General features: G+C 71.9%; 19 protein-coding genes, 1 tRNA gene and 1 pseudogene. 9 read left to right on the top strand and 12 right to left on the bottom strand.

The window, feature by feature from the left end; genetic code table 11:
• Positions 1-127: 127 nt before the first annotated feature.
• From J1792_RS11350 to J1792_RS11330, 5 genes are all read right to left on the bottom strand, one after another.
• Positions 128-1168: a glycoside hydrolase family 18 protein gene (locus J1792_RS11350; protein WP_086569148.1), complete on the bottom strand. Its 1041-nt coding sequence runs from the start codon at positions 1166-1168 to the stop codon at positions 128-130.
• Positions 1169-1291: 123 nt separating this feature from the next.
• The gene (locus J1792_RS11345) at positions 1292-2899 is read right to left on the bottom strand and encodes a glycerol-3-phosphate dehydrogenase/oxidase (RefSeq protein ID WP_207247187.1); all 1608 of its coding nucleotides are present in this window, start codon (positions 2897-2899) and stop codon (positions 1292-1294) included.
• A 2-nt stretch (positions 2900-2901) separates the two neighbouring features.
• Positions 2902-4437, bottom strand: coding sequence for a glycerol kinase GlpK (glpK, locus tag J1792_RS11340; RefSeq protein ID WP_086569145.1), 1536 nt, complete (start codon positions 4435-4437; stop codon positions 2902-2904).
• A 44-nt stretch (positions 4438-4481) separates the two neighbouring features.
• Positions 4482-5264 (bottom strand): MIP/aquaporin family protein, encoded by a 783-nt coding sequence (locus J1792_RS11335; RefSeq protein WP_086569143.1) that lies wholly within the window; start codon positions 5262-5264, stop codon positions 4482-4484.
• A 320-nt stretch (positions 5265-5584) separates the two neighbouring features.
• Positions 5585-6349, bottom strand: a complete 765-nt coding sequence (locus J1792_RS11330; RefSeq protein WP_207247186.1) for an IclR family transcriptional regulator — start codon at positions 6347-6349, stop codon at positions 5585-5587.
• 297 nt (positions 6350-6646) lie between these two features.
• Here J1792_RS11330 and metH point away from each other — a divergent pair, with 297 nt between their 5' ends.
• The 4 genes from metH (at position 6647) to J1792_RS11310 (ending at position 12490) form a co-directional block, all read left to right on the top strand.
• A complete protein-coding gene (metH, locus tag J1792_RS11325; RefSeq protein ID WP_086568833.1) occupies positions 6647-10153 on the top strand; it encodes a methionine synthase in 3507 nt (1168 codons plus the stop codon).
• Positions 10154-10304: 151 nt separating this feature from the next.
• Positions 10305-10646 carry a peptidase inhibitor family I36 protein gene (locus J1792_RS11320; RefSeq protein ID WP_179198848.1) on the top strand — a complete coding sequence of 114 codons (342 nt, stop codon included), beginning with the start codon at positions 10305-10307 and terminating at the stop codon, positions 10644-10646.
• Positions 10647-10861: 215 nt separating this feature from the next.
• Positions 10862-11947 carry a S1 family peptidase gene (locus J1792_RS11315; RefSeq protein ID WP_086568829.1) on the top strand — a complete coding sequence of 362 codons (1086 nt, stop codon included), beginning with the start codon at positions 10862-10864 and terminating at the stop codon, positions 11945-11947.
• 84 nt (positions 11948-12031) lie between these two features.
• On the top strand, positions 12032-12490 hold the full coding sequence (locus J1792_RS11310; RefSeq protein WP_207247185.1) for a nuclear transport factor 2 family protein: 459 nt from the start codon (positions 12032-12034) through the stop codon (positions 12488-12490).
• Positions 12491-12514: 24 nt separating this feature from the next.
• On the opposite strand, the pseudogene J1792_RS11305 reads toward J1792_RS11310, so the two are convergent.
• The 5 genes and pseudogenes from J1792_RS11305 to J1792_RS11285 all read right to left on the bottom strand — a co-directional run.
• Positions 12515-14761: pseudogene (locus J1792_RS11305) on the bottom strand (glycoside hydrolase family 31 protein); the annotation flags it as partial.
• Between the two features lie 220 nt (positions 14762-14981).
• Positions 14982-16211: a cysteine--1-D-myo-inosityl 2-amino-2-deoxy-alpha-D-glucopyranoside ligase gene (mshC, locus tag J1792_RS11300; RefSeq protein ID WP_086568825.1), complete on the bottom strand. Its 1230-nt coding sequence runs from the start codon at positions 16209-16211 to the stop codon at positions 14982-14984.
• A gap of 117 nt (positions 16212-16328) precedes the next feature.
• Positions 16329-17213, bottom strand: a complete 885-nt coding sequence (locus J1792_RS11295) for an SCO1664 family protein (protein ID WP_086568823.1) — start codon at positions 17211-17213, stop codon at positions 16329-16331.
• A complete protein-coding gene (locus J1792_RS11290; RefSeq protein ID WP_086568821.1) occupies positions 17177-17767 on the bottom strand; it encodes a DUF3090 domain-containing protein in 591 nt (196 codons plus the stop codon). Before J1792_RS11290 ends, J1792_RS11295 begins: the two co-directional genes overlap by 37 nt.
• Before the next feature lie 93 nt (positions 17768-17860).
• On the bottom strand, positions 17861-18559 hold the full coding sequence (locus J1792_RS11285; protein WP_086568819.1) for a histidine phosphatase family protein: 699 nt from the start codon (positions 18557-18559) through the stop codon (positions 17861-17863).
• A gap of 71 nt (positions 18560-18630) precedes the next feature.
• Between J1792_RS11285 and corA the strand changes: the two genes are divergently transcribed.
• Positions 18631-19623 (top strand): magnesium/cobalt transporter CorA, encoded by a 993-nt coding sequence (corA, locus tag J1792_RS11280; protein ID WP_086568817.1) that lies wholly within the window; start codon positions 18631-18633, stop codon positions 19621-19623.
• Positions 19624-19706: 83 nt separating this feature from the next.
• Here corA and J1792_RS11275 read toward each other — a convergent pair.
• Positions 19707-19791 (bottom strand) — tRNA-Leu (locus J1792_RS11275).
• A gap of 235 nt (positions 19792-20026) precedes the next feature.
• Between J1792_RS11275 and J1792_RS11270 the strand changes: the two genes are divergently transcribed.
• The 3 genes from J1792_RS11270 to J1792_RS11260 all read left to right on the top strand — a co-directional run bounded on the left by J1792_RS11270 (position 20027) and on the right by J1792_RS11260 (position 22751).
• Entirely contained in the window at positions 20027-21355 is a 1329-nt protein-coding gene (locus tag J1792_RS11270; RefSeq protein ID WP_207247184.1) for a M20/M25/M40 family metallo-hydrolase, read from the top strand.
• 151 nt (positions 21356-21506) lie between these two features.
• Positions 21507-21740: a chaplin gene (locus J1792_RS11265; protein ID WP_086568814.1), complete on the top strand. Its 234-nt coding sequence runs from the start codon at positions 21507-21509 to the stop codon at positions 21738-21740.
• Between the two features lie 168 nt (positions 21741-21908).
• Positions 21909-22751, top strand: a complete 843-nt coding sequence (locus J1792_RS11260) for a chaplin (RefSeq protein WP_086568812.1) — start codon at positions 21909-21911, stop codon at positions 22749-22751.
• Between the two features lie 156 nt (positions 22752-22907).
• Here J1792_RS11260 and J1792_RS11255 read toward each other — a convergent pair whose 3' ends face one another.
• Positions 22908-23096 (bottom strand): DUF5703 family protein, encoded by a 189-nt coding sequence (locus tag J1792_RS11255; protein ID WP_086568809.1) that lies wholly within the window; start codon positions 23094-23096, stop codon positions 22908-22910.
• Between the two features lie 47 nt (positions 23097-23143).
• Between J1792_RS11255 and J1792_RS11250 the strand changes: the two genes are divergently transcribed.
• On the top strand, positions 23144-23893 hold the full coding sequence (locus J1792_RS11250) for a hypothetical protein (RefSeq protein ID WP_086568808.1): 750 nt from the start codon (positions 23144-23146) through the stop codon (positions 23891-23893).
• The last annotated feature ends 28 nt before the right edge of the window (positions 23894-23921 follow it).

Below are 23921 nucleotides of genomic sequence, written 5' to 3'. Positions count from 1 at the left end.
ACCGGTCTGCCCCTCGGATGTCCAGGGCGTCGCCGGTTGCCGTTCCGTGCAGTTGTCGTTGCCTTGCGTGTGCCCCAAGCCTACGACTTCGACGACCCCCGTTCGCAGCCCCCGTGGGGGAGGCCTTTCAGCCACGCACGCCCCATTGGCTGCGGTAGGCACGCCAGTCCGCCTCGGTGGCCGCGAAGTCCACGTAGAGGGCCATCCCGAACCGCTGCCGGCCGTGGTCCTCGCGGCTCAGACCCAGCCGGGCGCCGCGCACGGCGGCCGCCGCGGTCTCGGCCCGGCTCTGATGGCCCCAGGTGTCGGTGTGGTAGAAGGGCAGGCCCATCAGCAGGTCCGTCGTCGGCGGGGCGGCCTCGAGGGCGAGCGCCGTCTGCCGGGCCACATAGCCGCCGTAGAGGTTCTCCCACGGCAGCGCGGTGTCGTACGACATGACGGCGATCTGGTCCACCCTGCGGGCGACCTTGCCGAAGTAGCTCTGGGTCCACCACTTCTTGCTGCCCATCACGCGGGCCGCGCTGTGCATCGAGGGCAGCGGGTCGATCTGCTGGGCGGCCACCGAGAGCACCCCGCCGGCCGACCGCACGACCGGGTGGAGGTCGTCGAGCAGGGCGAGGAAGGCGGCGTCGCCGGTGGGCACCGGCTCGACGTCCACGTGCACGCCCTCGAACCCGGCCCGCATCACCTGGCGCGCGGAGGCCACCACGGCGGCCCGGGCGGCCGGCGAGCCCAGCCACAGCCCCGCGCCGCCCGGCCCGGTCACCAGCTTGTTCCCCAGCCACGCCTGCACCCGTACGCCCGGCAGCTCGCGGTGCACGGCCCCGATGAGCCAGGCGGCGTTGCGGTAGGCCGAGGCGGGCAGCGTGCCGTCGTTCCCGAGCGGGCCGGCGTGCACGTACAGGTCGCGGATTCCGGTGTCCCCGATCCGTCGCTTCAGCCGTGCCAGGTCGGCCTCGCCGCGGCGGCCGTCGATCCAGGCGTGCCCCAGCCAGACGGCGTCCCTGCCGCGCGTGACCGCGTCCCGGGCGGGCGAGCCCGCGTACGACGCCCGCAGCGCGCTGCCCGCCGTCACGACGGGTATCAGCACCAGCAGGGCGAGGCCGGTCGCGACGCGCACCGCGAGGCGCCTGAGCAGCGTCGTGCGCCGCTTTTTTGGCCGGTTCATGTCGTCCCCCTCTTCCCTTCGAGGGACGTGTTCGAGCCCGCGGCGGTTGCGTTCGGGTCGCATGTGGAAGGGGAGGGGCGCCCCGGGCGCCCCTCCCCTTCCGCTCGCGCGTCGGCGAGAGCGTCAGCTCTTGTCGTTCAGCATGCCCTTGACCCGGGCACGGACGTCCTCGGAGTCCAGGCCGCGGATCGTCAGGGTGGTGCGGCGGCGCAGCACGTCGTCGACCGTGGCGGCCCACTCGTTGTCGCGGGCGTAGACGACCTGGGCCCAGATCTCCGGGCCGTCCTCGTGGATCCGCTCGCCGAGCTCGGGGTTCTCGTTGACCAGGCGGGCGATGTCGAAGGACAGCGAGCCGTAGTGGGTGGCCAGGTGACGGGCCGTCAGCGGGTCCATGCGGCTGCCGGGCTCGCGGTCCACCAGCAGGCGGTGGGCGACCGCGTTGGGGTTGGCGACACCGGGCAGCGGGGTGCGGCGGACCAGGCTGGAGACGGGCTCCATGTCCTCGGTCAGCGGGCTGCCGGGCACCTGGGCCAGCTTCTTCATGACCGTACGGCCGATGTGGCGGTAGGTCGTCCACTTGCCGCCGGCGACGGAGAGCATGCCGCCCTTGCCCTCGGAGACGACCGTCTCGCGCTTGGCCTGGGAGACGTCGCCCGGTCCGCCGGGCAGCACGCGCAGGCCGGCGAAGGCGTACGTCATCAGGTCGCGGTCGAGGTCCGCGTCCTGGATGGAGAACGCCGCCTCGTCGAGGATCTGCTGGATGTCCTCCTCGGTGGCGCGCACGTCCGCCGGGTCACCCTCGTACTGGGTGTCGGTGGTGCCCAGCAGCAGCTGGTCCTCCCAGGGGAGGGCGAAGGTGATGCGGTACTTGTCGATCGGGGTGGCCATGGCGGCCTTCCACGGCGACTTGCGCTTCATCACGATGTGAGCGCCCTTGGAGAGCCGGATCGACGGCGCGGCGCCCTTGTCTTCCAGCTTCCGCAGGTGGTCCACCCACGGGCCGGTGGCGTTGAGGACGACGCGCGCGTCGATGCCGAACTCGGTCCCGTCCATGCGGTCCTTGAGCTCCGCGCCGGTCACCTTGCCGTGCGTGAAGCGCAGGCCGGTCACCTCGGCGTGGTTGAGGACCACGGCACCCGACTCGACGGCCGCGCGGACCGTCATGACGGCCACGCGGGAGTCGTTCATCTGGTGGTCGTAGTAGACCGCCACGGCCTTGAGGTTGTCCGTGCGCAGGCCGGGGTTGTCGGCCTTGGCCTTGGCCGGGGAGATCACCTTGCCGACGCCGTCGCCGAAGGCGGACAGCGCCGAGTAGGCGAAGACACCGGCGCCGAGCTTGGCCGCGCCCACCGGGCCGCCCTTGTAGACGGGCAGGTAGAAGGTGAGCGGGTTGACCAGGTGCGGGGCCACGTCCTTGGCCAGCACCCGGCGCTCGTGGTGGTTCTCCGCCACCAGCTTGACCGCGCCGGTCTGCAGGTAGCGCAGACCGCCGTGGACGAGCTTGGAGGAGGCGGAGGAGGTGGCGCCGGCGAAGTCGCCGGCGTCCACCATCGCGACCCGCAGTCCCGACTGCGCGGCGTGCCAGGCGACCGAGGTGCCCAGGATGCCGCCACCGATGACCAGGAGGTCGTACGTCGCGTTGGACAGTCGCTCCCGGGTCTCGGCTCGGCCCGGGTTGGCACCGGCGGCCGGGTGCGTTCCCAGGGTCGGAACGCTCTGCGGGGTTGTCATGATTACTCCTCGTCCTCGATCCAGCCCATGGTCCGCTCGACGGCCTTGAGCCAGCTCTTGTACTCGCGGTCACGCGTGTCCGCGTCCATGCGGGGGGTCCACTCGGCGGCCCGGCGCCAGTTGGCGCGCAGGGCGTCGGTGTCCGGCCAGAAGCCGACGGCCAGGCCGGCGGCGTAGGCGGCGCCGAGGCAGGTGGTCTCGGCGACCATCGGGCGCACCACGGGTGCGTCCAGGAAGTCCGAGAGCGTCTGCATCAGCAGGTTGTTGGAGGTCATGCCGCCGTCGACCTTGAGCGCGGTCAGCTCGACGCCGGAGTCCTTGGTCATGGCGTCGGTGATCTCGCGGGTCTGCCAGGCGGTGGCCTCGAGCACGGCGCGGGCGATGTGCGCCTTGGTGACGTAGCGGGTCAGGCCCGCGATCACGCCGCGCGCGTCGGAGCGCCAGTAGGGGGCGAACAGGCCGGAGAAGGCCGGCACGAAGTAGGCGCCGCCGTTGTCCTCGACGGAGCTGGCCAGCGTCTCGATCTCGGCCGCGCTCTTGATGAGGCCCATCTGGTCGCGCATCCACTGCACGAGGGAGCCGGTGACGGCGATGGAGCCCTCGAGGGCGTAGACCGGCTTCTGGTCGCCGATGCGGTAGCCGACGGTGGTCAGCAGGCCGTTGTAGGAGTTGACGGGCTCGTCGCCGGTGTTCATCAGCATGAACGTGCCGGTGCCGTAGGTCGACTTGGCCTCGCCCTCGGAGAAGCAGGTCTGGCCGAAGAGGGCCGCCTGCTGGTCGCCGAGCGCGGAGGCGACGGGCACGCCGGCCAGGGCGCCGCCCTTGGCGCTGCCGTAGACCTCGGCGGAGGAGCGGATCTCCGGCAGCACGGCGGCCGGGATCTCCATCGACTCCAGGATGCGCTCGTCCCAGTCGAGGCTGCGGAGGTTCATCAGCATCGTGCGGGAGGCGTTGGTGACGTCGGTGACGTGCACGCCGCCGTCGGTGCCACCGGTGAGGTTCCAGATGACCCAGGAGTCCATGGTGCCGAAGAGGATGTCGCCGGCCTCGGCGCGCTCACGCAGGCCCTCGACGTTGTCCAGCAGCCAGCGGACCTTCGGGCCGGAGAAGTAGGACGCCAGCGGCAGGCCCGTCTCACGGCGGAAGCGGTCCTGACCGACGTTGCGGCCGAGCTCCTTGCACAGGGCGTCGGTGCGGGTGTCCTGCCAGACGATGGCGTTGTAGACCGGCTGGCCGGTGTTCTTGTCCCACAGCAGCGTGGTCTCACGCTGGTTGGTGATGCCGATGGCCTTGACGTCGGCGGCGGTGATCCCGGCCTTCTCGACGGCGCCCGCGACGACCTCCTGGACGTTCGTCCAGATCTCCATGGCGTCGTGCTCGACCCAGCCCGGCTTCGGGAAGATCTGCTCGTGCTCCTTCTGGTCGACGGAGACGATGCGTCCGTCGCGGTCGAAGACGATGCAGCGGGAGGAGGTGGTGCCCTGGTCGATCGCGGCGATGAACGGGCCCTGGGCGTGGGTGCCGGTGGTCTCGGTCATGGTGGTGTCTGCTCCTGAGGTCTGAAGGGTCTCGGCGGGTGCGATCAGAACGCGATCTTGTGGATGCCTGCGGCGAGCGCGGCACCGACGAGCGGGCCGACCACCGGAACCCAGGCGTAGCCCCAGTCTGAACCGCCCTTGTTGGGCAGCGGCAGCAGCGCGTGCACGATGCGCGGGCCGAGGTCGCGGGCGGGGTTGATGGCGTAGCCGGTCGGGCCGCCGAGCGAGAGACCGATGCCCACGACGACGAAGGCGACCATCAGGGTGCCCGTGCCGCTGGTGGCCAGGCCCTTGGTCAGACCCATGGTGAGGATGAAGAGCACCAGCGCGGCGGTGGCGATGATCTCGGTGACGAGGTTCTGCACCACGTTGCGGATCTCGGGGCCGGTCGAGAAGACGCCCAGCACCGGGCCGGCCTCGGGCGTCGCGGTCTGGTCGACCATGCCCTCGGCGGGGTTGAGGCTCTCGACGAGCTCCGGGTCCGTCATGTGGGCCTTGAACTGGCCGTAGTAGGCGAGCCACACCAGCGACGCACCGATCATCGCGCCCAGCATCTGGGAGCCGATGTAGAGCGGAACGTCGCTCCACTTGACGGCGCCGTCGATGGCGAGGCCGAGGGTGACGGCGGGGTTGAGGTGCGCGCCGGACTTGGCGCCGATGTACGCACCGGCCAGTACGGCGAAGCCCCAGCCGAACGTGATGGCGAGCCAGCCCGCGTTCTGCGCCTTCGAGCGCTTCAGGGTGACGGCGGCGCACACGCCGCCGCCGAGCAGGATCAACACTGCGGTACCGATGAGCTCACCGGTGAAGATGTCGGAGCTGGACACCCGCGACTCCTTTGTCCTTCGTCCAGGGGAAGGCGAACCCCGGGTAGCTCCGGCGGTCCGCGCCCTCCGTGAGGGCGGTGATCGGCCCCATGTCACTGCACGCACTGCACACCATAGCGAATATTGTCGTTAGGTGTTCGACAATGCCGACCGATGCACGGCAGTTTTCTGCACGGTTAAGGGCGCGTCAAGGGTTCTGTGACCGGAAACATTGCGCCAACTGGCCGGAAATCTCCGTATGGATACCGGCGGGTAACGAGGGGATCTCGAGGGCCCCCGGAACGGACCGCACGGTCCGTTCCGCAGGTCCGCTCCGGGACCTAGAAACGCCCCGCGCCGAGGTCGCGGGAGACGGCCCGCGCGCAGTCGCGGACGGCCGCCACCAGGCGTGCCCGCACCTCGCCCTCCTCGCACACGCGCTCCACGGCGCCCATGACGCCGACCGCGCCCACCGGCATCCGCCGCCGGTCGTGGATGGGCGCCGCCACCGAGGCCACGCCCGCCCAGGTCTCCTCCACGTCCGCGGCCCAGCCGCGGGCCCGGGTGAGATCGAGCACGCCCTCGAGATCGGGCAGGGTCGTGACGGTGCTGAGGGTGAACGCCTCGCGGTCGGATTCGGCCACCTCGCTGTGCGCCACCGGGTCGTAGGCGCACAGCACCTTGCCCAGGGCGGTGGAGTGCAGCGGCTGCATCGCGCCGACCTCCAGCACTTGACGGCTGTCGTCCGGCCGGAAGACATGGTGGATGATCAGCACGCCCTGCTGGTGCAGCACGCCCAGATAGACGCTCTCGCCGCTGGAGCGGGCCAGGTCGTCGGCCCACACCAGGGCCCGGGCCCGCAGCTCGTGCACGTCCAGGTAGCTGTTGCCCAGCCGCAGCAGCTCGGCCCCCAGCTGATAGCGGCCCGAGGCGGGGTCCTGCTCGACGAAGCCCTCCTGCTGCAGGGTCCGCAGAATGCCGTGCGCGGTGCCCTTGGCGAGCCCCAGCGCGGAGGCCACGTCGGACAGTCCGAGCCGCCGCTCGCCGCCCGCGAGCAACCGCAGCATCGCCGCAGCCCGTTCGAGCGACTGGATGGTCCGTGCCATCGAGCAACCTCCTTACACACCCGCCGACCGGCTGTATCCGTTTGTATCCGTTCGGCAATGCTGAACACTATCGGCCGATGCCGACCAGGGGGTACCCGACAGCAGGCTTCTCCATGATCGCTGAGACCCGCCTCCGGCCCAATCCGGCCACCCCCGCCGTACGCCGCCCCGGACGCCGCCCGTCCGCTCCCTGGGACGCCCCCTGCCCGCGCGGCGCGCTGCGGCTACGCTTGCGGCGTGCGCCCTCTGCAGGGAGGGCGTAAAGCCGACAGCCGTCGCACACCCGGGAGCACATCCATGGCCTCGCGTACGCCATCGACCCCTCTGCCCGCCCGAGCCGCGCAACTGCGCGAGGCCCTCGCCACCCGAGTGGTGGTGGCCGACGGGGCGATGGGCACGATGCTTCAGGCGCAGGACCCCAGCCTCGAGGACTTCGAGCAGCTCGAGGGCTGCAACGAGATCCTGAACGTCACCCGCCCCGACATCGTGCGCTCGGTGCACGAGGCCTACTTCGCCGTCGGCGTGGACTGCGTGGAGACCAATACGTTCGGAGCGAACTTCTCCGCTCTGGGCGAATACGACATCTCCGATCGTATCTTCGAGCTCTCCGAGGCCGGCGCCCGCATCGCCCGCGAGGTGGCGGACGCGTACGCGGCCGGCGACGGCCGCACCCGCTGGGTCCTGGGCTCGGTGGGCCCCGGCACCAAGCTCCCCACCCTCGGCCACACCTCGTACGGGACGCTGCGCGACGCCTACCAGCAGAACGCCGAGGGCCTCGTCGCCGGCGGCGCCGACGCGATCCTGGTGGAGACGACCCAGGACCTGCTGCAGACCAAGGCGTCCGTCGTCGGCGCCCGGCGCGCCATGGCGGCGGCCGGCGTGGACCTGCCGCTGCTGGTCCAGGTGACGGTCGAGACGACCGGCACCATGCTGCTGGGCTCCGAGATCGGCGCGGCGCTCACCGCCCTGGAGCCGCTGGGCATCGACATGATCGGCCTGAACTGCGCCACCGGCCCCGCCGAGATGAGCGAGCACCTGCGCTACCTCTCGCGCCACGCCCGCACCCGCGTCTCCGCCATGCCCAACGCCGGCCTGCCGGTGCTGGGCAAGAACGGCGCCCACTACCCGCTCTCCCCCGCCGAACTGGCCGACGCCCATGAGACGTTCGTCAGGGAGTACGGGCTGTCCCTGGTCGGCGGCTGCTGCGGCACCACGCCGGAGCACCTGCGGCAGGTCGTGAAGCGGGTGCGGGACCTGACCCCGACCGAGCGCGCGCCGCGCCCGGAGCCGGGAGCGGCCTCGCTCTACCAGACCGTGCCCTTCCGCCAGGACACCTCGTACCTGGCCATCGGCGAGCGGACCAACGCCAACGGCTCGAAGAAGTTCCGCGAGGCCATGCTGGACGCCCGCTGGGACGACTGCGTGGAGATGGCCCGCGAACAGATCCGCGAGGGCGCGCACCTGCTCGACCTGTGCGTCGACTACGTCGGCCGGGACGGCGTCGCCGACATGGCCGAGATCGCCGGCCGCTTCGCCACCGCCTCCACGCTCCCCATCGTGCTGGACTCCACCGAGCCCGCCGTCATCCGGGCCGGCCTGGAGAAGCTGGGCGGCCGGGCCGTGATCAACTCGGTCAACTACGAGGACGGCGACGGACCCGACTCGCGCTTCGCCCGCATCACCCGGTTGGCGGTGGAGCACGGCGCCGCGCTGATCGCCCTGACCATCGACGAGGAGGGGCAGGCCCGTACGCCCGAGCACAAGGTGGCCGTGGCGGAGCGGCTGATCGCCGACCTCACCGGGAACTGGGGGGTGCGGGAGTGCGACATCATCGTCGACTGCCTCACCTTCACCATCGCCACCGGGCAGGAGGAGTCCCGGCGCGACGGCATCGCCACCATCGAGGCCATCCGCGAGCTCAAGCGCCGCCACCCCGACGTCCAGACAACGCTGGGCCTGTCGAACATCTCCTTCGGCCTCAACCCGGCCGCCCGCATGGTGCTCAACTCCGTCTTCCTCAACGAGTGCGTCGAGGCGGGCCTGGACTCGGCCATCGTGCACGCCAGCAAGATCCTGCCGATCGCCCGGCTGGAGGAGGAGCAGCGCGAGGTCGCCCTCGACCTGATCCACGACCGCAGGCGCGAGGGGTACGACCCGCTGCAGCGGTTCCTCGAGCTGTTCGAGGGTGTGGACACCAAGTCCATGAAGGCCGGCAAGGCCGAGGAGCTGGCGGCCCTGCCGCTGGAGGAGCGGCTGCGCCGGCGCATCGTCGACGGCGAGAAGAACGGCCTGGAGGCCGACCTCGACGAGGCGCTGACCGGGCGTCCGGCGCTCGACATCGTCAACGACACCCTGCTGGAGGGCATGAAGGTCGTCGGCGAGCTCTTCGGCTCCGGCCAGATGCAGCTGCCGTTCGTGCTGCAGTCGGCCGAGGTGATGAAGACCGCGGTCGCCTACCTCGAGCCGCACATGGAGAAGTCGGACGCCGAGGGCAAGGGCACGATCGTGCTCGCCACCGTGCGCGGCGACGTCCACGACATCGGCAAGAACCTCGTCGACATCATCCTGTCCAACAACGGCTACAACGTCGTCAACCTGGGCATCAAGCAGCCGGTCTCGGCCATCCTCGAGGCCGCCGAGGAGCACCGGGCCGACGTCATCGGCATGTCCGGCCTGCTGGTGAAGTCCACCGTCATCATGAAGGAGAACCTGGAGGAGCTGAACCAGCGCAAGCTGGCGGCGACCTACCCGGTGATCCTCGGCGGTGCGGCGCTGACCCGGGCCTACGTCGAGCAGGACCTCCATGAGATCTACGAGGGCGAGGTGCGCTACGCCCGCGACGCGTTCGAGGGCCTGCGGCTGATGGACGCGCTGATCGCCGTCAAGCGGGGGGTCCCGGGCGCGGCCCTGCCGGAGCTCAAGCAGCGGCGCGTGCCCAAGCGCGACGTGCCCGTGCTCGAGGCCGAGGAGCCCGAGGGGTCGGTGCGCTCGGACGTCGCCGTGGACAACCGCGTCCCCGAGCCCCCCTTCTGGGGCACGCGCGTGGTCAAGGGCATTCCGCTGAAGGACTACGCGTCCTGGCTGGACGAGGGCGCGCTGTTCAAGGGCCAGTGGGGCCTGAAGCAGGCCCGTACGAGCGGCCCGACGTACGAGGAGCTGGCCGAGACCGAGGGCCGGCCGCGCCTGAGGGGGCTGCTGGACAAGCTCCACACGGAGAACCTGCTGGAGGCGGCCGTCGTCTACGGCTACTTCCCGTGCGTGAGCAAGGGCGACGACCTCATCCTGCTGCACGAGGACGGCACCGAGCGCACCCGCTTCACCTTCCCGCGCCAGCGGCGCGGGCGCCGGCTGTGCCTCGCGGACTACTTCCGCCCGGAGGAGTCGGGCGAGACGGACGTGGTCGGCCTCCAGGTCGTCACGGTCGGCTCGAGGATCGGCGAGGCGACGGCGAAGCTCTTCGCGGCGGACGCCTACCGCGACTACCTGGAGCTGCACGGCCTGTCCGTCCAGCTGGCCGAGGCGCTCGCGGAGTACTGGCACGCGCGCGTGCGGGCCGAGCTGGGCTTCGGCGCGGAGGACCCGGACGACGTCGAGGGCATGTTCGCCCTGAAGTACCGCGGCGCCCGCTTCTCCCTCGGCTACGGCGCCTGCCCGAACCTGGAGGACCGCGCGAAGATAGCCGCCCTTCTGGAGCCGGAGCGCATCGGCGTGCGGCTGTCGGAGGAGTTCCAGCTCCACCCGGAGCAGTCCACGGACGCGATCGTGATCCACCATCCGGAGGCGAAGTACTTCAACGCGCGGTAGCGCGGCGGAGTCGCTCGACGCACCCGATCGGAGGATTGCGGCTGTTGCCCCCGTTTGCCGGCGATGCCCGCGGGAAAGGCCACCGCCTGGCGGTGGCCCCATCGCCGGAAACGAGGGAGGAACGGCCATGAGGCGTGCAATGAGGCATGCGATGTCGAAGGCGGTGACGCTCGCGGTCGCCACCGCGGCTGGGGGAACGGCGGCCCTGCTGCCGGCGTCCACGGCCGACGCGCAGGGGCGGGCGCGCGTACCGATCTGCCCGCACGTCGTCGGCCTGTGCACCTGGTCGGAGCCCAACTCGGGAGGCGGTGTGAGAATGTTCCCGCGCGCCGCGCCCCACCTCGACCCGGCGGTCCGCAGCGCGAAGAACCAGACCAGCATGGCCTGGTGCCTCTACCCGCGGCCGTCCTACGGCGGCCGGGCCGTCGTCCTCACCCCCGGCTCGTACACCCCGGGCCTTGGCCTCGAGGCCCGGTCCGCGCGGCCGTGCTGACCTGACGCGGGCGCCCGGTCTCGCGGGGACGGACGGGGCGCGCGCAACACCACTCTTGTGTGCGCCCCGGGAGCGCCCCCTACCTTGAGCGTCGCTACGCAACGCATCCATTCGCCTACACTCCGTGACGGCGGGTGGATGCGCGCTCGCCGTGCCCTCCGGGACCGTCGGCCCCTCGCGGCCGGGGCCCCGCGACCCGCAGGAGGCAGTTGACCATGCAGCGCTCGATCTCCCGGATCACGGCGGCCGCCCTCACCGGCCTGGCGGCCCTCGCCCTCACCGCCGGCCTCGGCATGGCCGGCGCCGCCGCGGGCCCGGCCCCGGCCGCCTCGTACGCCGAACCGCGCGACCTCTCCGACGAGGAGGCCAGAACCCTCTCGACGTCCCTCGCCGGCCAGCTCAAAGCGGGGGCGGCGGGTTCGTACTACGACGCCGCCACGAAGAAACTCGTGGTGAACGTGGTCGACGAGGCCGGCGCCGCGACGGTGCGCAAGGCCGGGGCCGAGCCCCGGATGGTGAAGTACACCACCGCGCAGCTCGACGCGGCCGGGACCGCGCTGCGGGAGAAGGCCAACACGCCGGGCACGGCCTGGGTGATCGACCCGAGGATCAACAAGATCGTCGTCACCGCCGACCGCACCGTCGACGCCACCCGGTTCGGCAACCTCAGCACGATGGCGGGCACCTTCGGCGACAAGGTCGAGACGCGCCACACCGACGCGCGGTTCACGACCTACATCCGGGGCGGCGACGCCATCCTCAGCGGCGGCGCCCGCTGCTCGCTCGGCTTCAACGTGCTCGGCGGCGACGGCACCCCGTACTTCCTGACCGCCGGTCACTGCACGAACGGCCGCACCGTGTGGAACGACGCGAGCGGCCGGGAGATCGGGCGCGCGACCGGCAGCCGGTTCCCCGGCGACGACTTCGGGATCGTGAAGTACGACCCCGGCGTCGAGCACCCCGGCGAGGTGAACCTCTACAACGGCTCGGCGCAGCCCGTCTCCCGGGCCGCGGACGCCTTCGTGGGCGAGGCCGTGCAGCGCAGCGGCAGCACCACCGGGGTGCACGGAGGCACCGTCACCGCCCTCAACGCCACCGTCCAGTACGCGGAGGGCACGGTCTCCGGCCTGATCGAGACCAATGTCTGCGCCGAGCCGGGCGACAGCGGCGGCCCTCTCTTCGACGGCGCCACGGCCCTCGGCCTGACCTCGGGCGGCCGCGGCGACTGCACCGCGGGCGGCACGACGTACTTCCAGCCGGTGACGGAGCCGCTGACCGCCTACGGGGTCCGCATCGGCTGAACGTCCCGCGGGCGGCACCCCCCGGACCCTCCCCCCGGGTCCGGGGGTTGACCTCAACCTCCCTTGAGGTCAGACGATATGACCATGGAATCGCAGCAGCAGAACTCCGTACTCCGCGCCCTCGCCGATCGCGCCGCCATCGAACGCCTCGTCACGGACTACCTCCGCTCGCTCGACGAGCGCGCCTTCGACGACGACTGGGCCCGTTCCGTCTTCACCGAGGACGCCTCCACACGGACCCCGGCCGGCACACACGAAGGCGCCGAGGCCCAGCTGACCTCCATGCGCGAGGCCATGGCGCTCTTCGCGCGCACCGTCCACTTCGGTTCGAACATCGCCGTCGACCTCGAGGGCGACCGCGCCACCGTCCGCTGGAACCAGCTCAGCACCCACGTGCTCGGCACCCCCGAGCGCCTCTTCGAGTCCGGTGGCCACGTCGACGCCGAGGCCGTCCGCACCCCCGACGGCTGGCGCCTGCGCCGGATGGTCCTGAACATCACCTGGACCAAGGGCGACCCGCCGGTGCTGCCCGGCCGCCCCTGAGCCGCGGCCGGGTCACCGCGCCCGCAGCGCCAGCGTCAGCCCCCGGTCCGTCGGCCGGACGCCCGTCTTCGCCCGCACCACGCCGCCGCGGTCGGCGGCGTCGTACCACCAGCCCTCGTCGGCCGCCTCGAAGGCCTCCTTCGACTCCAGCCTCGGCAGGGTCCGCCCGTCCAGGGCGGCGGTGGCCGGGGCGGTGGCGGTGTGGACCGTGAAGTGGTTCGGGCGGGCCGTCTGCTTGCCCCGGTAGTCGCCCTTCAGGGCGGACAGGGACAGCGTCACGTCGCCGGCGGGGCCGTCCGACGGCGCCCGGACCGTCAGCTCCTGTTCCGCGTACGCGCCGGTGCGGTGGGCCCGTGTGACGCCGTCGTCCTCGTAGAGGGTGAAGGACGAGGTGCCCTTCGGGTGGACGTCCCAGGCCACGGGCGAGTCCGCGGTGCGGTCCTCGTGGGACCGGATGCCGGGCCACATCGGGATGTTCGCGCCGGCCTTCACGAACAGCGGCAGCGTGTCCAGCGGGGCCCGGTAGCCGTTCACGGTGGTCGGGCCCTGGTACGTGCGGCCCGTCCAGTAGTCGGTCCAGGTGCCCCGGGGGAGATAGATGCCGTCGCGGACGTCGGTGTCCTCGTACACCGGCGCCACGAGGAAGTACTCGCCCGTGAGGAACTCGTACTTCGCCGCGTCCGACGACGCCCTGGGGTCGTCGGGGTACTCCAGCGCCAGCGGGCGCACCGGCCCGACGCCCGTGCGGGTCGCCTGGGCCGCGTAGGAGTACATGTACGGCAGCAGCGACTCCTTCAGCTTCAGGTACTTCCGGTTGATCGAGGTGTACGGGTCGCCGTACCGCCACGGCTGCTTGTCGCTGGGCGCCCAGCCGTCCATGGTCATCACGGCCGGCAGGAAGGCCTTCCACTGCAGGTCGCGCACGTACGTCTTCGGGCTGCCGCCGAAGATGCCGTCCACGTCGCCCGTGGTGTAGGCGAGGCCCGACATGGTGGCGCCCGCGTAGGTCGGGATCTGCCAGCGGATGTAGTCCCACGAGCCCTTCTGGTCGCCGGACCACTGCACTCCGCACCGCTGGGCGCCCGACCAGCTCTCGGGGGCCCAGGTGAAGCCGCGGGCGTCGCTGTTGTCCTCGATGCCCTTGTAGGCGTCCTTGCAGCCGTCGAGGGCGAACTTGTAGCCGTCGCCGACCCAGGCCACGTCCAGCTTGGCGACCCGCTGACCGGCCTTCACCTGGTCGGCGAGCTTGGCCAGGCCGTCCTCGGTCCACAGCCCCATCTTCATCTTCCGGTCGCCCAGGCCCTTGTTCGCCTCGGCGAGGTTCTCGTACCCGCAGCCGTAGCCGTCGTTGACGAGCATCCAGCCGAGCGGCAGGTCGTTGGCCACGTAGCCGTCGGCGACCTTCAGCGCGTCCAGCGTGCGCCGCTCACCGCGGTTCTTGTTGTGCAGGTAGCAGTCGGAGTCGCCGATCTCCAGGCCGTACAGCGGGGGCAGGAAGGGCCGCCCGGTCAGTCGCGTGTACCGGCCGATGACGTCCTTCGCCGACGTCCCGGCGAAGTAGTACGCGTCGAAGCGCCGTTCCCGCGCGCTCGCCGTCACGGGGTCGGCGAAGGCGTACGTGTTGGGGGCGTAGGTGTTGCGGTAGACGCCGTAGCCCGCCGAGGAGAGGTAGAAGGGCACGGAGTTGGGGTGCCCGCCGTCGTTCCAGTCGTAGTCGACGCCCACCTCCACCGTCTTGCCCCGGTGCGAGGTGTTGCCGCGCCCGTTCTGCATCCCGGCGCCGAAGAACTGCTCGTCCGCGCCGCGCGCCAGGGTCTGGGTGGTGCGGTCCGCGGACCAGGTCAGGCCCTTGGTCTCGGCCCACAGCCGGGAGCCGTCGGCGCGGTGCAGGGCGAAGCGCAGCGGGTGCTTGTACGCGCGCAGGGTGACCGCCTCGGTGCTCAGCTCGTAGCGGTCGGCCCGCTCGCGCCAGCGGGTCCGCGGGGGCGGGCCCTGGCGCTGGACGATGTCCTTGCCGGTGGGGTCGGTGAACGTACCGTCGGGCGCGAGCTCCACCCGGAACGAGTCCACCGACACGAAGCTCACCCGCACCGCCGCCGTGCCCGCCCGGAGGTGGAAGACGGGCCCGGCCGTCGCGAAGCCGGTGACGTCGCCCACGGTCTCCTCGGCGGCGACGGCCCGCGCTCCGTGGACCGGGCCGGCCATGGTCGCCACCGCCGCCAGGAGAGCGCCGGCGACCACCGCTCTCAGCCGTCGTGTTCGCTGTCGCATGCTCATGACCGCGTGGATAGTCCACCGGGCCTGCGGGCGACCATGGACTGGCGCACCGGGCGCGTGGACTTATCGCACCGGCCGCCGCGGGCACTGACGGAAACACGGTTCTCTCGGCCGTACCGGCCGGCGGAACGAACGGGGGCGCTCCCCGCGGAGGATCCGCGGGGAGCGCCCCGGAAGCCGGTGGTGCGGAAGCCTCACGGCTCCCTTGCGACAGCTACAGCGCCACGCCCAGCAGGGCGTCCACCGCGCGGGAGACCACGCCCGGCGCGCCCTCGTCCGTGCCGCCGTCGGCGGCCTGGGCCGCCGCCCAGCGGTCGACCGCGGCGAGCGCGGCCGGGGCGTCGAGGTCGTCGGCGAGGGCCTCGCGGATCTCCTCGACGAGGGCGTCGGCGGAGGGGCCGTCGGGGCGGGAGACGGCGGCACGCCAGCGGTCCAGGCGCTCCACGGCCCCGGTCAGCACGGCGTCCGTCCACTCCCAGTCGGCGCGGTAGTGGTGGGCCAGCAGCGCGAGCCGGATGGCGGCCGGGTCGACGCCGTCGCGGCGCAGCGCGGAGACGAAGACGAGGTTGCCCTTGGACTTCGACATCTTCTCGCCGTCGAGGGCGACCATGCCGGCGTGGACGTACGCCTTGGCGAAGGGGTTCTCGCCGGTGAGCGCCTGGGCGTGCGAGGCGCCCATCTCGTGGTGCGGGAAGATCAGGTCCGAGCCGCCGCCCTGGACGTCGAAGCCCATGCCCAGGTGCTCGAGGGCGATCGCGACGCACTCGATGTGCCAGCCGGGGCGACCGTGGCCGAGGGAGGCCCCGTCCCAGCTGGGCTCGCCCGGGCGGGCGGCCATCCACAGCATGGGGTCGAGGGGGTTCTTCTTGCCGGGGCGCTCGGGGTCGCCGCCGCGCTCGGCGGACAGCAGGCGCATCGCCTCGGCGTCGAGGCCGGAGACGCTGCCGAAGGTGGGGTCGGAGGCCACGGAGAAGTAGATGTCGCCCTCGAGCTCGTAGGCGGCACCGGCGTCGCGCAGCCGCTCCACCAGCGGGACGATCTTGGGTATCGACTCCACGGCGCCCACGTAGTGGCGGGGCGGAAGCATCCGCAGGGCGGTCATGTCCTCGCGGAAGAGGGCGGTCTCGCGCTCGGCGAGGGCGGTCCAGTCGTCGCCGTTGGCGATGGCCCGCTCCAGCAGCGGGTCGTCGACGTCGGTGACGTTCTGGACGTAGTGCACCTGCCGCTTGGTGTCGAGCCACACGCGCTGCACGAGGTCGAACGCGTTGTAGGTCGCCGCGTGCCCCATGTGGGTGGCGTCGTACGGCGTGATGCCGCACACGTAGATACGGGCGACGGGACCGGGGGCGAGGGTCACTCGCTCGCCGGTCGCGGTGTCGTGGATCCGGAGGTCGCGGCCACTGCCGGGCAGGGCGGGAACCTCAGAAGCGGGCCAGGCATGCATGACTTGAGCGTAACCGGATGCACGTTCCGGATACGAACCGGGCGCGGGGGTTGGCCGAAGTTCTCTTCTTGCGCACCGCTCCCGACATGTGTATTCCCATGCGCCGGCCCGTAAAGATCACACCGGCGGCCAGGGGATCGCCGGCCACTGACCACTGGGCTCACGGTGACGCCCGGTGCGCAGCAGCTCCGCGACCCGGCCCCGGAGGGCCTCGATCTCGGCCGGAGTGATCAGCTCCGCCAGCCGGACGGCCAGAGGGCGGTCCTCGGCCAGATCGGCCGAAAGTCGCCGTAGGGCCGCCAGGGCCTCCTCGGTCAGCGGTTCCCCCGCCCAGCCCCACAGCAGCGTGCGCAGCTTGTCGTCCGCGTTGAAGGTCACACCGTGGTCGATGGCGTAGAGCCGCCCGTCGGCGGCGGGCAGCAGGTGGCCGCCCTTGCGGTCACCGTTGTTGATCACGGCGTCGAGGACGGCCAGCCGGCGCAGCCGCTCGTCGTCGGCGTGGACGAGCAGCGCGGTGCGGTTCTCCCCCACGTCGGCGTAGCCGACGGCCTTCCAGCCGGGGCCGGGCTCGTCGCCCTCGACCAGGGCGAGCAGCCGGTCCTGCCCGGCCCCCTCCCCGGCGTCCCCGGTGTCCTCACCGGCCTCGCTGTCCTCGCTGGCCTCACCGGTCTCGCTGGCCTCGATCCACAGCTGGCACATGCCCTGCCCGTACGGCCCGTCGCGCAGCACCGTGGGCGGGACCAGGCCCCAGCCCATGGCCTCGGAGAGCTCGTAGGCCGCCACCTCGCGCTGGGCGAGGGTGCCGTCGGGGAAGTCCCACAGCGGCCGCTCCCCCGCGACCGGCTTGTACACACAGGCGGCGCTCACGCCCTCGTACTCGACCGTGCAGTAGAGCACCGCGTTGGACGCCTCGCGGATCTGCCCACGCACCGTCAGCTCGCCCTCGGCGAGCAGCTCGTGCGGGGTCAGGCTCCGCGGCGGTATCCGTTCTGGCGCGGACATACGTGTCCCTCCGGGTCGAGCGGCAGGCTGCACAGCGGGCACGGGGGCCGGCCGGCGTTGACGACTTCCAGGGCGCGCTTGGCGAAGGCCCGGGCCATGGTTCCGGTCAGCCGCACCCGCAGCATCGGCGGGCCGTTCAGCTCGTCCTGCAGCAGCCGTTCCTCGGCCTCGGCGAGGTCCTCGTCGGTGTCCGCCTCCAGCTCGACCAGGGCCTGGGCCTCGACCACCATGCGCTGGCCGTCGCCGTCCCAGGCCAGCGCCATGGTGCCGACCCGGAACTCCTCCTCGACGGGGGACTCCAGGGGGGCGGTGTCGGTGAACTCGACGGGGGCCACGGCGGGCACGGGGGCGCTGCCGCCGGTGCGCCGGACCACCTCGTCCAGCAGTTCGTCGACGCGCTCGGCGAGCGCCTCGACCTGGGCCTTCTCCAGGGCGACGCTGGTGGTCCGGCCGGCGGCGCTGGCCTGGAGGAAGAAAGTGCGGCGGCCCGGCAGCCCGACCGTACCGGCGACGAAGCGGTCCGGCGGGTCATAGAGGAACACCTGACGGGACAACGTCCTGCTCCATTGGGTTCGGTGGTCGGAAGTGACTGTTCCGGGTGCGGGATCAGGGGCGGTCCCGCGTCACCACCCTACTGCGCCGGTCGATCACGGGGCCCCCGCGCCGCCGCCCACGGCCGCGTCCTCGCTGTGGCCCTCCTCACGGGCCGGCTCGGCCGGGGCGAGACCGGCCAGGTCGCCGGTGTCGCCGAGGCGCAGCAGGTACGGGCGCAGCCGGGTGTAGCGGACGGCGGTGACCGAGCACGGGTCGGCGGTGATCCGCTGGAAGTGGTCGAGGTGCAGGCCCATGGCGTCGGCGACGACGGCCTTGATGGGGTCGCCGTGGGTGCACATCAGATAGACGGCGTGCTCGCCGTGCTCGCGCTCGATCCGCTCGTTCCACTCCCGTACGGCGTCCACGGCGCGGGCCTGCACGGCGCGCAGCGACTCCCCGCCGGGGAAGGCGGCGGCGGACGGGTGGCGCTGGACCGTCTCCCACAGCGGCTCGTCGGCGAGCTCGGTGAGCTTGCGGCCCGTCCAGTCGCCGTAGTGGCACTCGCCGATGCGCTCGTCGGCGTACGAGGACAGCTCGGGCCGGGCGGTGAGCAGGGGCGCGACCGTCTCGCGGCAGCGCAGCAGCGGGCTGGTGACCACGGCGGCCAGCGGGACGCCGGCCAGCCGGGCCGGCAGGGCCGCCGCCTGCGCCGCGCCCCGTTCGTCCAGGGCCACGCCGGGAGTCCGGCCGGCGAGCACTCCCGCGGTGTTGGCGGTGGACCGGCCGTGCCGGACCAGGATCAGCGTGGGCATGGCAGCCAGCCTACGACGCCCGCCACGGCCCCGGACGGCTACCGCGACTACGTTCCGGCAGGCAGGGCAGAATGCACCGCGTGATCGTGGACTGCGCCATCTACCGGGACGGGCACCGCACCGAAGGGCCCGCCGACTTCTCCGACGCGCTCGACGAGGCGCGGGCGGCCGGCGACGCCTTCGTGTGGATCGGGCTGCACGAGCCCACCGAGAAGGAGTTCGAGCTGGTGGCGAGCGAGTTCGCGCTCCACCCGCTGGCCGTGGAGGACGCGCTCAACGCGCATCAGCGGCCGAAGCTGGAGGTGTACGACGACTCGCTGTTCGTGGTGCTCAAGCCGGTGGTCTACGACGACGACGCGGACACCGTCAGCACCGGCGAGCTGATGCTCTTCCTCGGCGACTCCTTCGTGGTGACCGTCCGGCACGGCGAGGGCAGCCCGCTGGCCCGGGTGCGCCGCCGCCTGGAGCAGGACCCCGAGCTGCTGGCGCACGGGCCGACGGCGGTGCTCTACGCGGTGAGCGACGAGGTCGTCGACCACTACATCGACGTGTCGGCCATGCTGCAGGCGGACCTGGACGACCTGGAGGCCGAGGTGTTCGCCCCGCCGGGCGGCGACACCCGGCACACGGCGTCGCGCATCTACTCCTTCAAGCGCCAGGTGGTGGAGTTCCGCCGGGCCACCGTCCCGCTGACCGAGCCGGTGATACGGCTGGCGGGGTCGGGCCTGCCGTTCGTCGACGAGCGTGCCCGGCCGTTCTTCCGCGACGTGGGCGACCACCTGACGCGGGCCAACGAGTCCGTCGACGGCCTGGACCGCCTGCTGACGGACATCCTCTCCGCCCACCTCGCGCAGATGGGCGTCCAGCAGAACGACGACATGCGCAAGATCTCCGCATGGGCGGCGATGGCGGCGGTCCCCACGATGGTCGCCGGGGTGTACGGCATGAACTTCGACCACATGCCCGAGCTGCGCGAGCCATGGGGCTACCCGGCCGTGCTGGTCCTGATGGCGGGCATCGTCTTCTGGCTGCACCGGCTCTTCAAGCGGCGCGGCTGGCTGTGAACCGGGCCGGGCGGCTGCCCGGCGGGCCCGGCGGGCCCGCCGGGTAAAACAAGAGAACCCCACCGAAGTGGGGTTCTCGTTTGTGTCCGAGGGGGGACTTGAACCCCCACGCCCGATAAAGGGCACTAGCACCTCAAGCTAGCGCGTCTGCCATTCCGCCACCCGGACAAGGTGTCTGTCGTTCGCGGTGTTCCCCGCGGCGACATGGAAAACAATAGCAAACATCCGGGGGTGCTCGATCACCCGGCCGGACCGCGGGGGCCGTGATCGTTGCGGGGGCGTGTCGGCGGCATTGCGGCCTTGGGCTGGGGGAACGCCGGGTGGAGGATGGCGGTGGACCTCCGCCGGAGGCCGCCGCTCGCGCGCGGGCCGGCCGACCGGCGGGCAACGACGAGGAGGCAGCGTGAGCGAGTCGAAGCCGGCCACCGCCGGCTTGAGCGCCGAGAGCGAGGTCGTCGATCTGTGCCGCGACCTGATCCGGATCGACACCAGCAACTACGGCGACCACTCCGGGCCGGGTGAGCGCCTGGCCGCCGAGTACGTGGCCGAGAAGCTCGCCGAGGTGGGCCTCGAGCCGAAGATCATCGAGTCGCACAAGGGGCGGGCCTCGACGGTCGCGCGGATAGAGGGTGCTGACCCCTCCCGGCCGGCCCTGCTCATCCACGGGCACACCGACGTGGTGCCCGCCGACGCCGACGACTGGACCCACCATCCCTTCGCGGGCGAGATCGCGGACGGGTGCCTGTGGGGGCGCGGCGCGGTCGACATGAAGGACATGGACGCGATGACGCTCGCGGTGGTCCGCGACCGGCTGCGTTCGGGCCGCAAGCCTCCGCGCGACATCGTGCTGGCCTTCCTCGCCGACGAGGAGGCGGGCGGCACGTACGGCGCCCGCCATCTGGTCGACAAGCACCCCGGCCTCTTCGAGGGGGTGACCGAGGCCATCGGCGAGGTGGGCGGCTTCTCCTTCACCGTCAACGAGAACCTGCGGCTCTATCTGATCGAGACCGCCCAGAAGGGCATGCACTGGATGCGGCTCACCGTGGACGGCACGGCGGGCCACGGCTCGATGACCAACAAGGACAACGCCATCACGGAGCTGTGCGAGGCGGTCGCCCGGCTGGGCCGGCACGAGTTCCCGGTGCGGGTGACCAAGACCGTACGGTCCTTCCTGGACGAGCTGTCGGACGCGCTCGGCACCCCCCTCGACCCCGAGGACATGGAGGCCACGCTCGCCAAGCTCGGCGGCATCGCCAAGATGATCGGCACCACGCTGCGCAACACCGCGGCCCCCACGATGCTCGGCGCGGGCTACAAGGTCAACGTGATCCCGGGACAGGCCACGGCGCACGTCGACGGCCGCTTCCTGCCGGGGTACGAGGAGGAGTTCCTCGCCGACCTGGACCGCATCCTGGGGCCCCGGGTCCGGCGGGAGGACGTCCACGCGGACAAGGCCCTGGAGACCAGCTTCGACGGCGACCTGGTGGATGCCATGCAGTCGGCGCTCAGGGCCGAGGACCCGATCGCGCGGGCGGTGCCGTACATGCTCTCCGGCGGCACCGACGCCAAGTCCTTCGACGACCTGGGCATCCGCTGCTTCGGCTTCGCCCCTCTGAAGCTGCCGCCCGAGCTGGACTTCGCGGGAATGTTCCACGGCGTCGACGAGCGGGTGCCGTTGGATGGTCTGAAATTCGGGGCGCGCGTGCTCGATCGATTCCTGGATCAGTGCTGAGCCGCGCCTGAACGAGCGTCAGACTGCACACATCTGGCGTTTTCTTAACCAGAAAGAGTGAACGCCGGAGTGGTTACGTAGCCCCATTCCCTCCTCGTCGTTACAGGTGTGCGGTCCGCGGCTGGGACCGCATTGCCAACAAGGAGGAAAAATGCTCAAGAAGGTCGTCGCTGCTGCGGCTGCCACCAGTGGCCTCGTTCTCGCGGGCGCGGGCATCGCCGCCGCCAGCGGGGGTGCGCAGGGCGCCGCTGTGCACAGCCCCGGCGTCGTCTCGGGCAACGTCGTCCAGGTCCCGGTGGAGGTGCCGGTGAACCTGTGCGGCAACACGATCAACGTAGTCGGGCTGCTCAACCCCGCCGCGGGCAACGTCTGCGTCAACAAGTGACGTTGCGTCTCATCCCGTGAAGGATTGAAAACCGGGTGGCTCCGGGGCACATGCCATGTGCGCCGGAGCCACCCGGCTTTCGACCCGTGAGTCTTTCGCGCGTGGGCGGAGTTGTGACGCCCCTGCGCATTCCGCATGGCACAGAAAGCAGCAGAGGGGCAAGACGAAATGCGACAGGTCACCAAGAAGGGCCTGATCACGGCAGCGGCGGCGAGTGGAGTGCTCGCGGCGGTCACGGGCGGTTACGCCTCGGCGGACTCGGGAGCCCGGGGTGCCGCGACGCACTCCCCCGGTGTCGCCTCCGGCAACACCGTCCAGGTTCCGGTCCACGTGCCGGTGAACGCCTGTGGCAACACCGTGAACGTGATCGGGCTGCTCAACCCCGCGACGGGCAACCGGTGTGTCAACGAGGGCGGCGGCCACGGCCACCAGGGCGGCGCGCTGGCGCAGGGCAAGAGCACCGGCTCGCCCGGTGTCCTCTCCGGCAACACCGCGCAGGTCCCGGTGAGCATCCCGGTCAACGCGTGCGGCAACAGCGTCAACGTCGTCGGCATCGGCAACCCGGCCACCAGCAACACGTGCGTCAACGGCGGACACGCCCAGTCGGGCGGTCACGACCACGACCACGGCCACGGCCACGAGCAGGGCCACCAGCCGCCGCACGGCGACAAGCCCGGTCACCCGGGCGGCCACGAGCACAAGCCCGGCGGCCACCACGGCAAGCCCGGCGAGGAGAAGCCGGGCCACAAGCCGGCCGGCCACCAGGACCGGCCCGCCGGTCACCCGGGCGGGCCCGGCGACCACCAGGCCAAGCCCGCCATGGAGGTCAAGGACGCGCACATGCCTCCGACGGCGCTCGGCTCCGAGCACCGTCCGGCGACGGTGGCCCAGCAGGCCGCCGAGCTCGCGCACACCGGTGCGGGCCAGCTCGGCGCGGCCGGCGCGGCCAGCGCGGGCCTGCTGCTCGGCGGTGCCATGCTCTACCGCCGTGGGCGCGGCGCCCAGGGCTGAGGACGGTCGGGGCTGCCCGGTCCGAAGGACGGGCAGCCGGCCCGAGGACGTACAGGGAGCGGGTCCCGCGGTCGCGGGGCCCGCTCCCTGACGCTTTTCCAGCTGCTCCGTGACGCGTCTCGGCGGGGCCGTCACCCGGCCGGCGTGTTCACCCGGTCACCAGGTCGCCCGGATCTGGCGGATGATCCGTCGGCGCAGCCGTGCCCTGCGGCTGCCGTCGGGATAGAGGCGCAGTCGGTCCAACTCCCAGTGTCCGTACTCGGCGTGGTCGGTCAGCAGTCGTGTGGCGGCCTTCCGGGAGACGCCCCGGGGCACATACACATCACAGAATTCGTATTCCGGCATCGCATCTATTGTGCGGGAACGGGCCCGGTGCGGATAGCGTCTGCACTATGTCTGATGCTGCGCAGCCAACCGCTGCCGAGGTACGGGCCGCCGCCGAGGCGGTCAAAGCCGCTCTGGACCGCCACCTCGAGGCCGTCGAACGCCGTTCGGGGGAGGACGACCCGGCCGTCTACGCCGCGTTCAACGAGCTGGCCGCGACAGCCGAGGCGTACGACGAGCTGCTCTACGACGCCTACGACGAGGTCACCCCCTTCGAGATCCCCGGGGACGACGCGCTGCCCGCCTATGCCGGGCCCGAGGAACCCAGCGCGCTCAGCGTGCTGATCCGCAGGGACTACGCGGTGGTCGAGCCCCAGCGTCTGCTCGCCCAGGCCCAGCGCGTCGCCGACCTCGATCCCGACGCCACCGACACGGCGCCGGCCGGCCCGGGCGGCGTGGGCCACAACGTGCACACGGCCCTCGGCGTGCTCTTCGGGGAGTACGAACCCGACGAGATCGCCTCCCGGCACAAGGAGTTCGGCCTGGAGGAGGGCGACTCCACGCTGTGGGTGGCGGCCGCCGACGACCCCGCCGAGCCCGGCGAGTGGCTGTCCGCGCCCTTCGACCAGCCCGACGCCCAGCGGGTCGTCTGCCGCTTCGACGTCAGCGCCGTCTTCGACGAGGAGACGGCTCTCGGCGACGACCCCGACGACGACCTCGACGACGCCGAGGGGCTGGACGACGGGATCGACGACGAGCTGGACCTCGACGGGGACGAGGAGGACGACACCGGGGGCGTCCGCACGCCCAAGCGGTGATCCCCGCGGGCGGCCCCGCCCGGTGATC

Source organism: Streptomyces triculaminicus (assembly GCF_017349075.1).
GTDB lineage: Bacteria > Actinomycetota > Actinomycetes > Streptomycetales > Streptomycetaceae > Streptomyces > Streptomyces triculaminicus.
The sequence above is the reverse complement of the archived record's forward strand: the minus strand, read 5'-3'. Positions and strand labels throughout refer to the sequence as shown.

Bases quoted from the DNA above. Each gene is read 5' to 3' on its own strand.
- J1792_RS11350 (WP_086569148.1), bottom strand. From the start codon at position 1,168: ATGAACCGGCCAAAAAAGCGGCGCACGACGCTGCTCAGGCGCCTCGCG.
- J1792_RS11345 (WP_207247187.1), bottom strand. From the start codon at position 2,899: ATGACAACCCCGCAGAGCGTTCCGACCCTGGGAACGCACCCGGCCGCC.
- glpK (WP_086569145.1), bottom strand. From the start codon at position 4,437: ATGACCGAGACCACCGGCACCCACGCCCAGGGCCCGTTCATCGCCGCG.
- J1792_RS11330 (WP_207247186.1), bottom strand. From the start codon at position 6,349: ATGGCACGGACCATCCAGTCGCTCGAACGGGCTGCGGCGATGCTGCGG.
- metH (WP_086568833.1), top strand. From the start codon at position 6,647: ATGGCCTCGCGTACGCCATCGACCCCTCTGCCCGCCCGAGCCGCGCAA.
- J1792_RS11320 (WP_179198848.1), top strand. From the start codon at position 10,305: ATGTCGAAGGCGGTGACGCTCGCGGTCGCCACCGCGGCTGGGGGAACG.
- J1792_RS11315 (WP_086568829.1), top strand. From the start codon at position 10,862: ATGCAGCGCTCGATCTCCCGGATCACGGCGGCCGCCCTCACCGGCCTG.
- J1792_RS11310 (WP_207247185.1), top strand. From the start codon at position 12,032: ATGGAATCGCAGCAGCAGAACTCCGTACTCCGCGCCCTCGCCGATCGC.
- mshC (WP_086568825.1), bottom strand. From the start codon at position 16,211: ATGCATGCCTGGCCCGCTTCTGAGGTTCCCGCCCTGCCCGGCAGTGGC.
- J1792_RS11295 (WP_086568823.1), bottom strand. From the start codon at position 17,213: ATGTCCGCGCCAGAACGGATACCGCCGCGGAGCCTGACCCCGCACGAG.
- J1792_RS11285 (WP_086568819.1), bottom strand. From the start codon at position 18,559: ATGCCCACGCTGATCCTGGTCCGGCACGGCCGGTCCACCGCCAACACC.
- corA (WP_086568817.1), top strand. From the start codon at position 18,631: ATGCACCGCGTGATCGTGGACTGCGCCATCTACCGGGACGGGCACCGC.
- J1792_RS11265 (WP_086568814.1), top strand. From the start codon at position 21,507: ATGCTCAAGAAGGTCGTCGCTGCTGCGGCTGCCACCAGTGGCCTCGTT.
- J1792_RS11260 (WP_086568812.1), top strand. From the start codon at position 21,909: ATGCGACAGGTCACCAAGAAGGGCCTGATCACGGCAGCGGCGGCGAGT.
- J1792_RS11255 (WP_086568809.1), bottom strand. From the start codon at position 23,096: ATGCCGGAATACGAATTCTGTGATGTGTATGTGCCCCGGGGCGTCTCC.
- J1792_RS11250 (WP_086568808.1), top strand. From the start codon at position 23,144: ATGTCTGATGCTGCGCAGCCAACCGCTGCCGAGGTACGGGCCGCCGCC.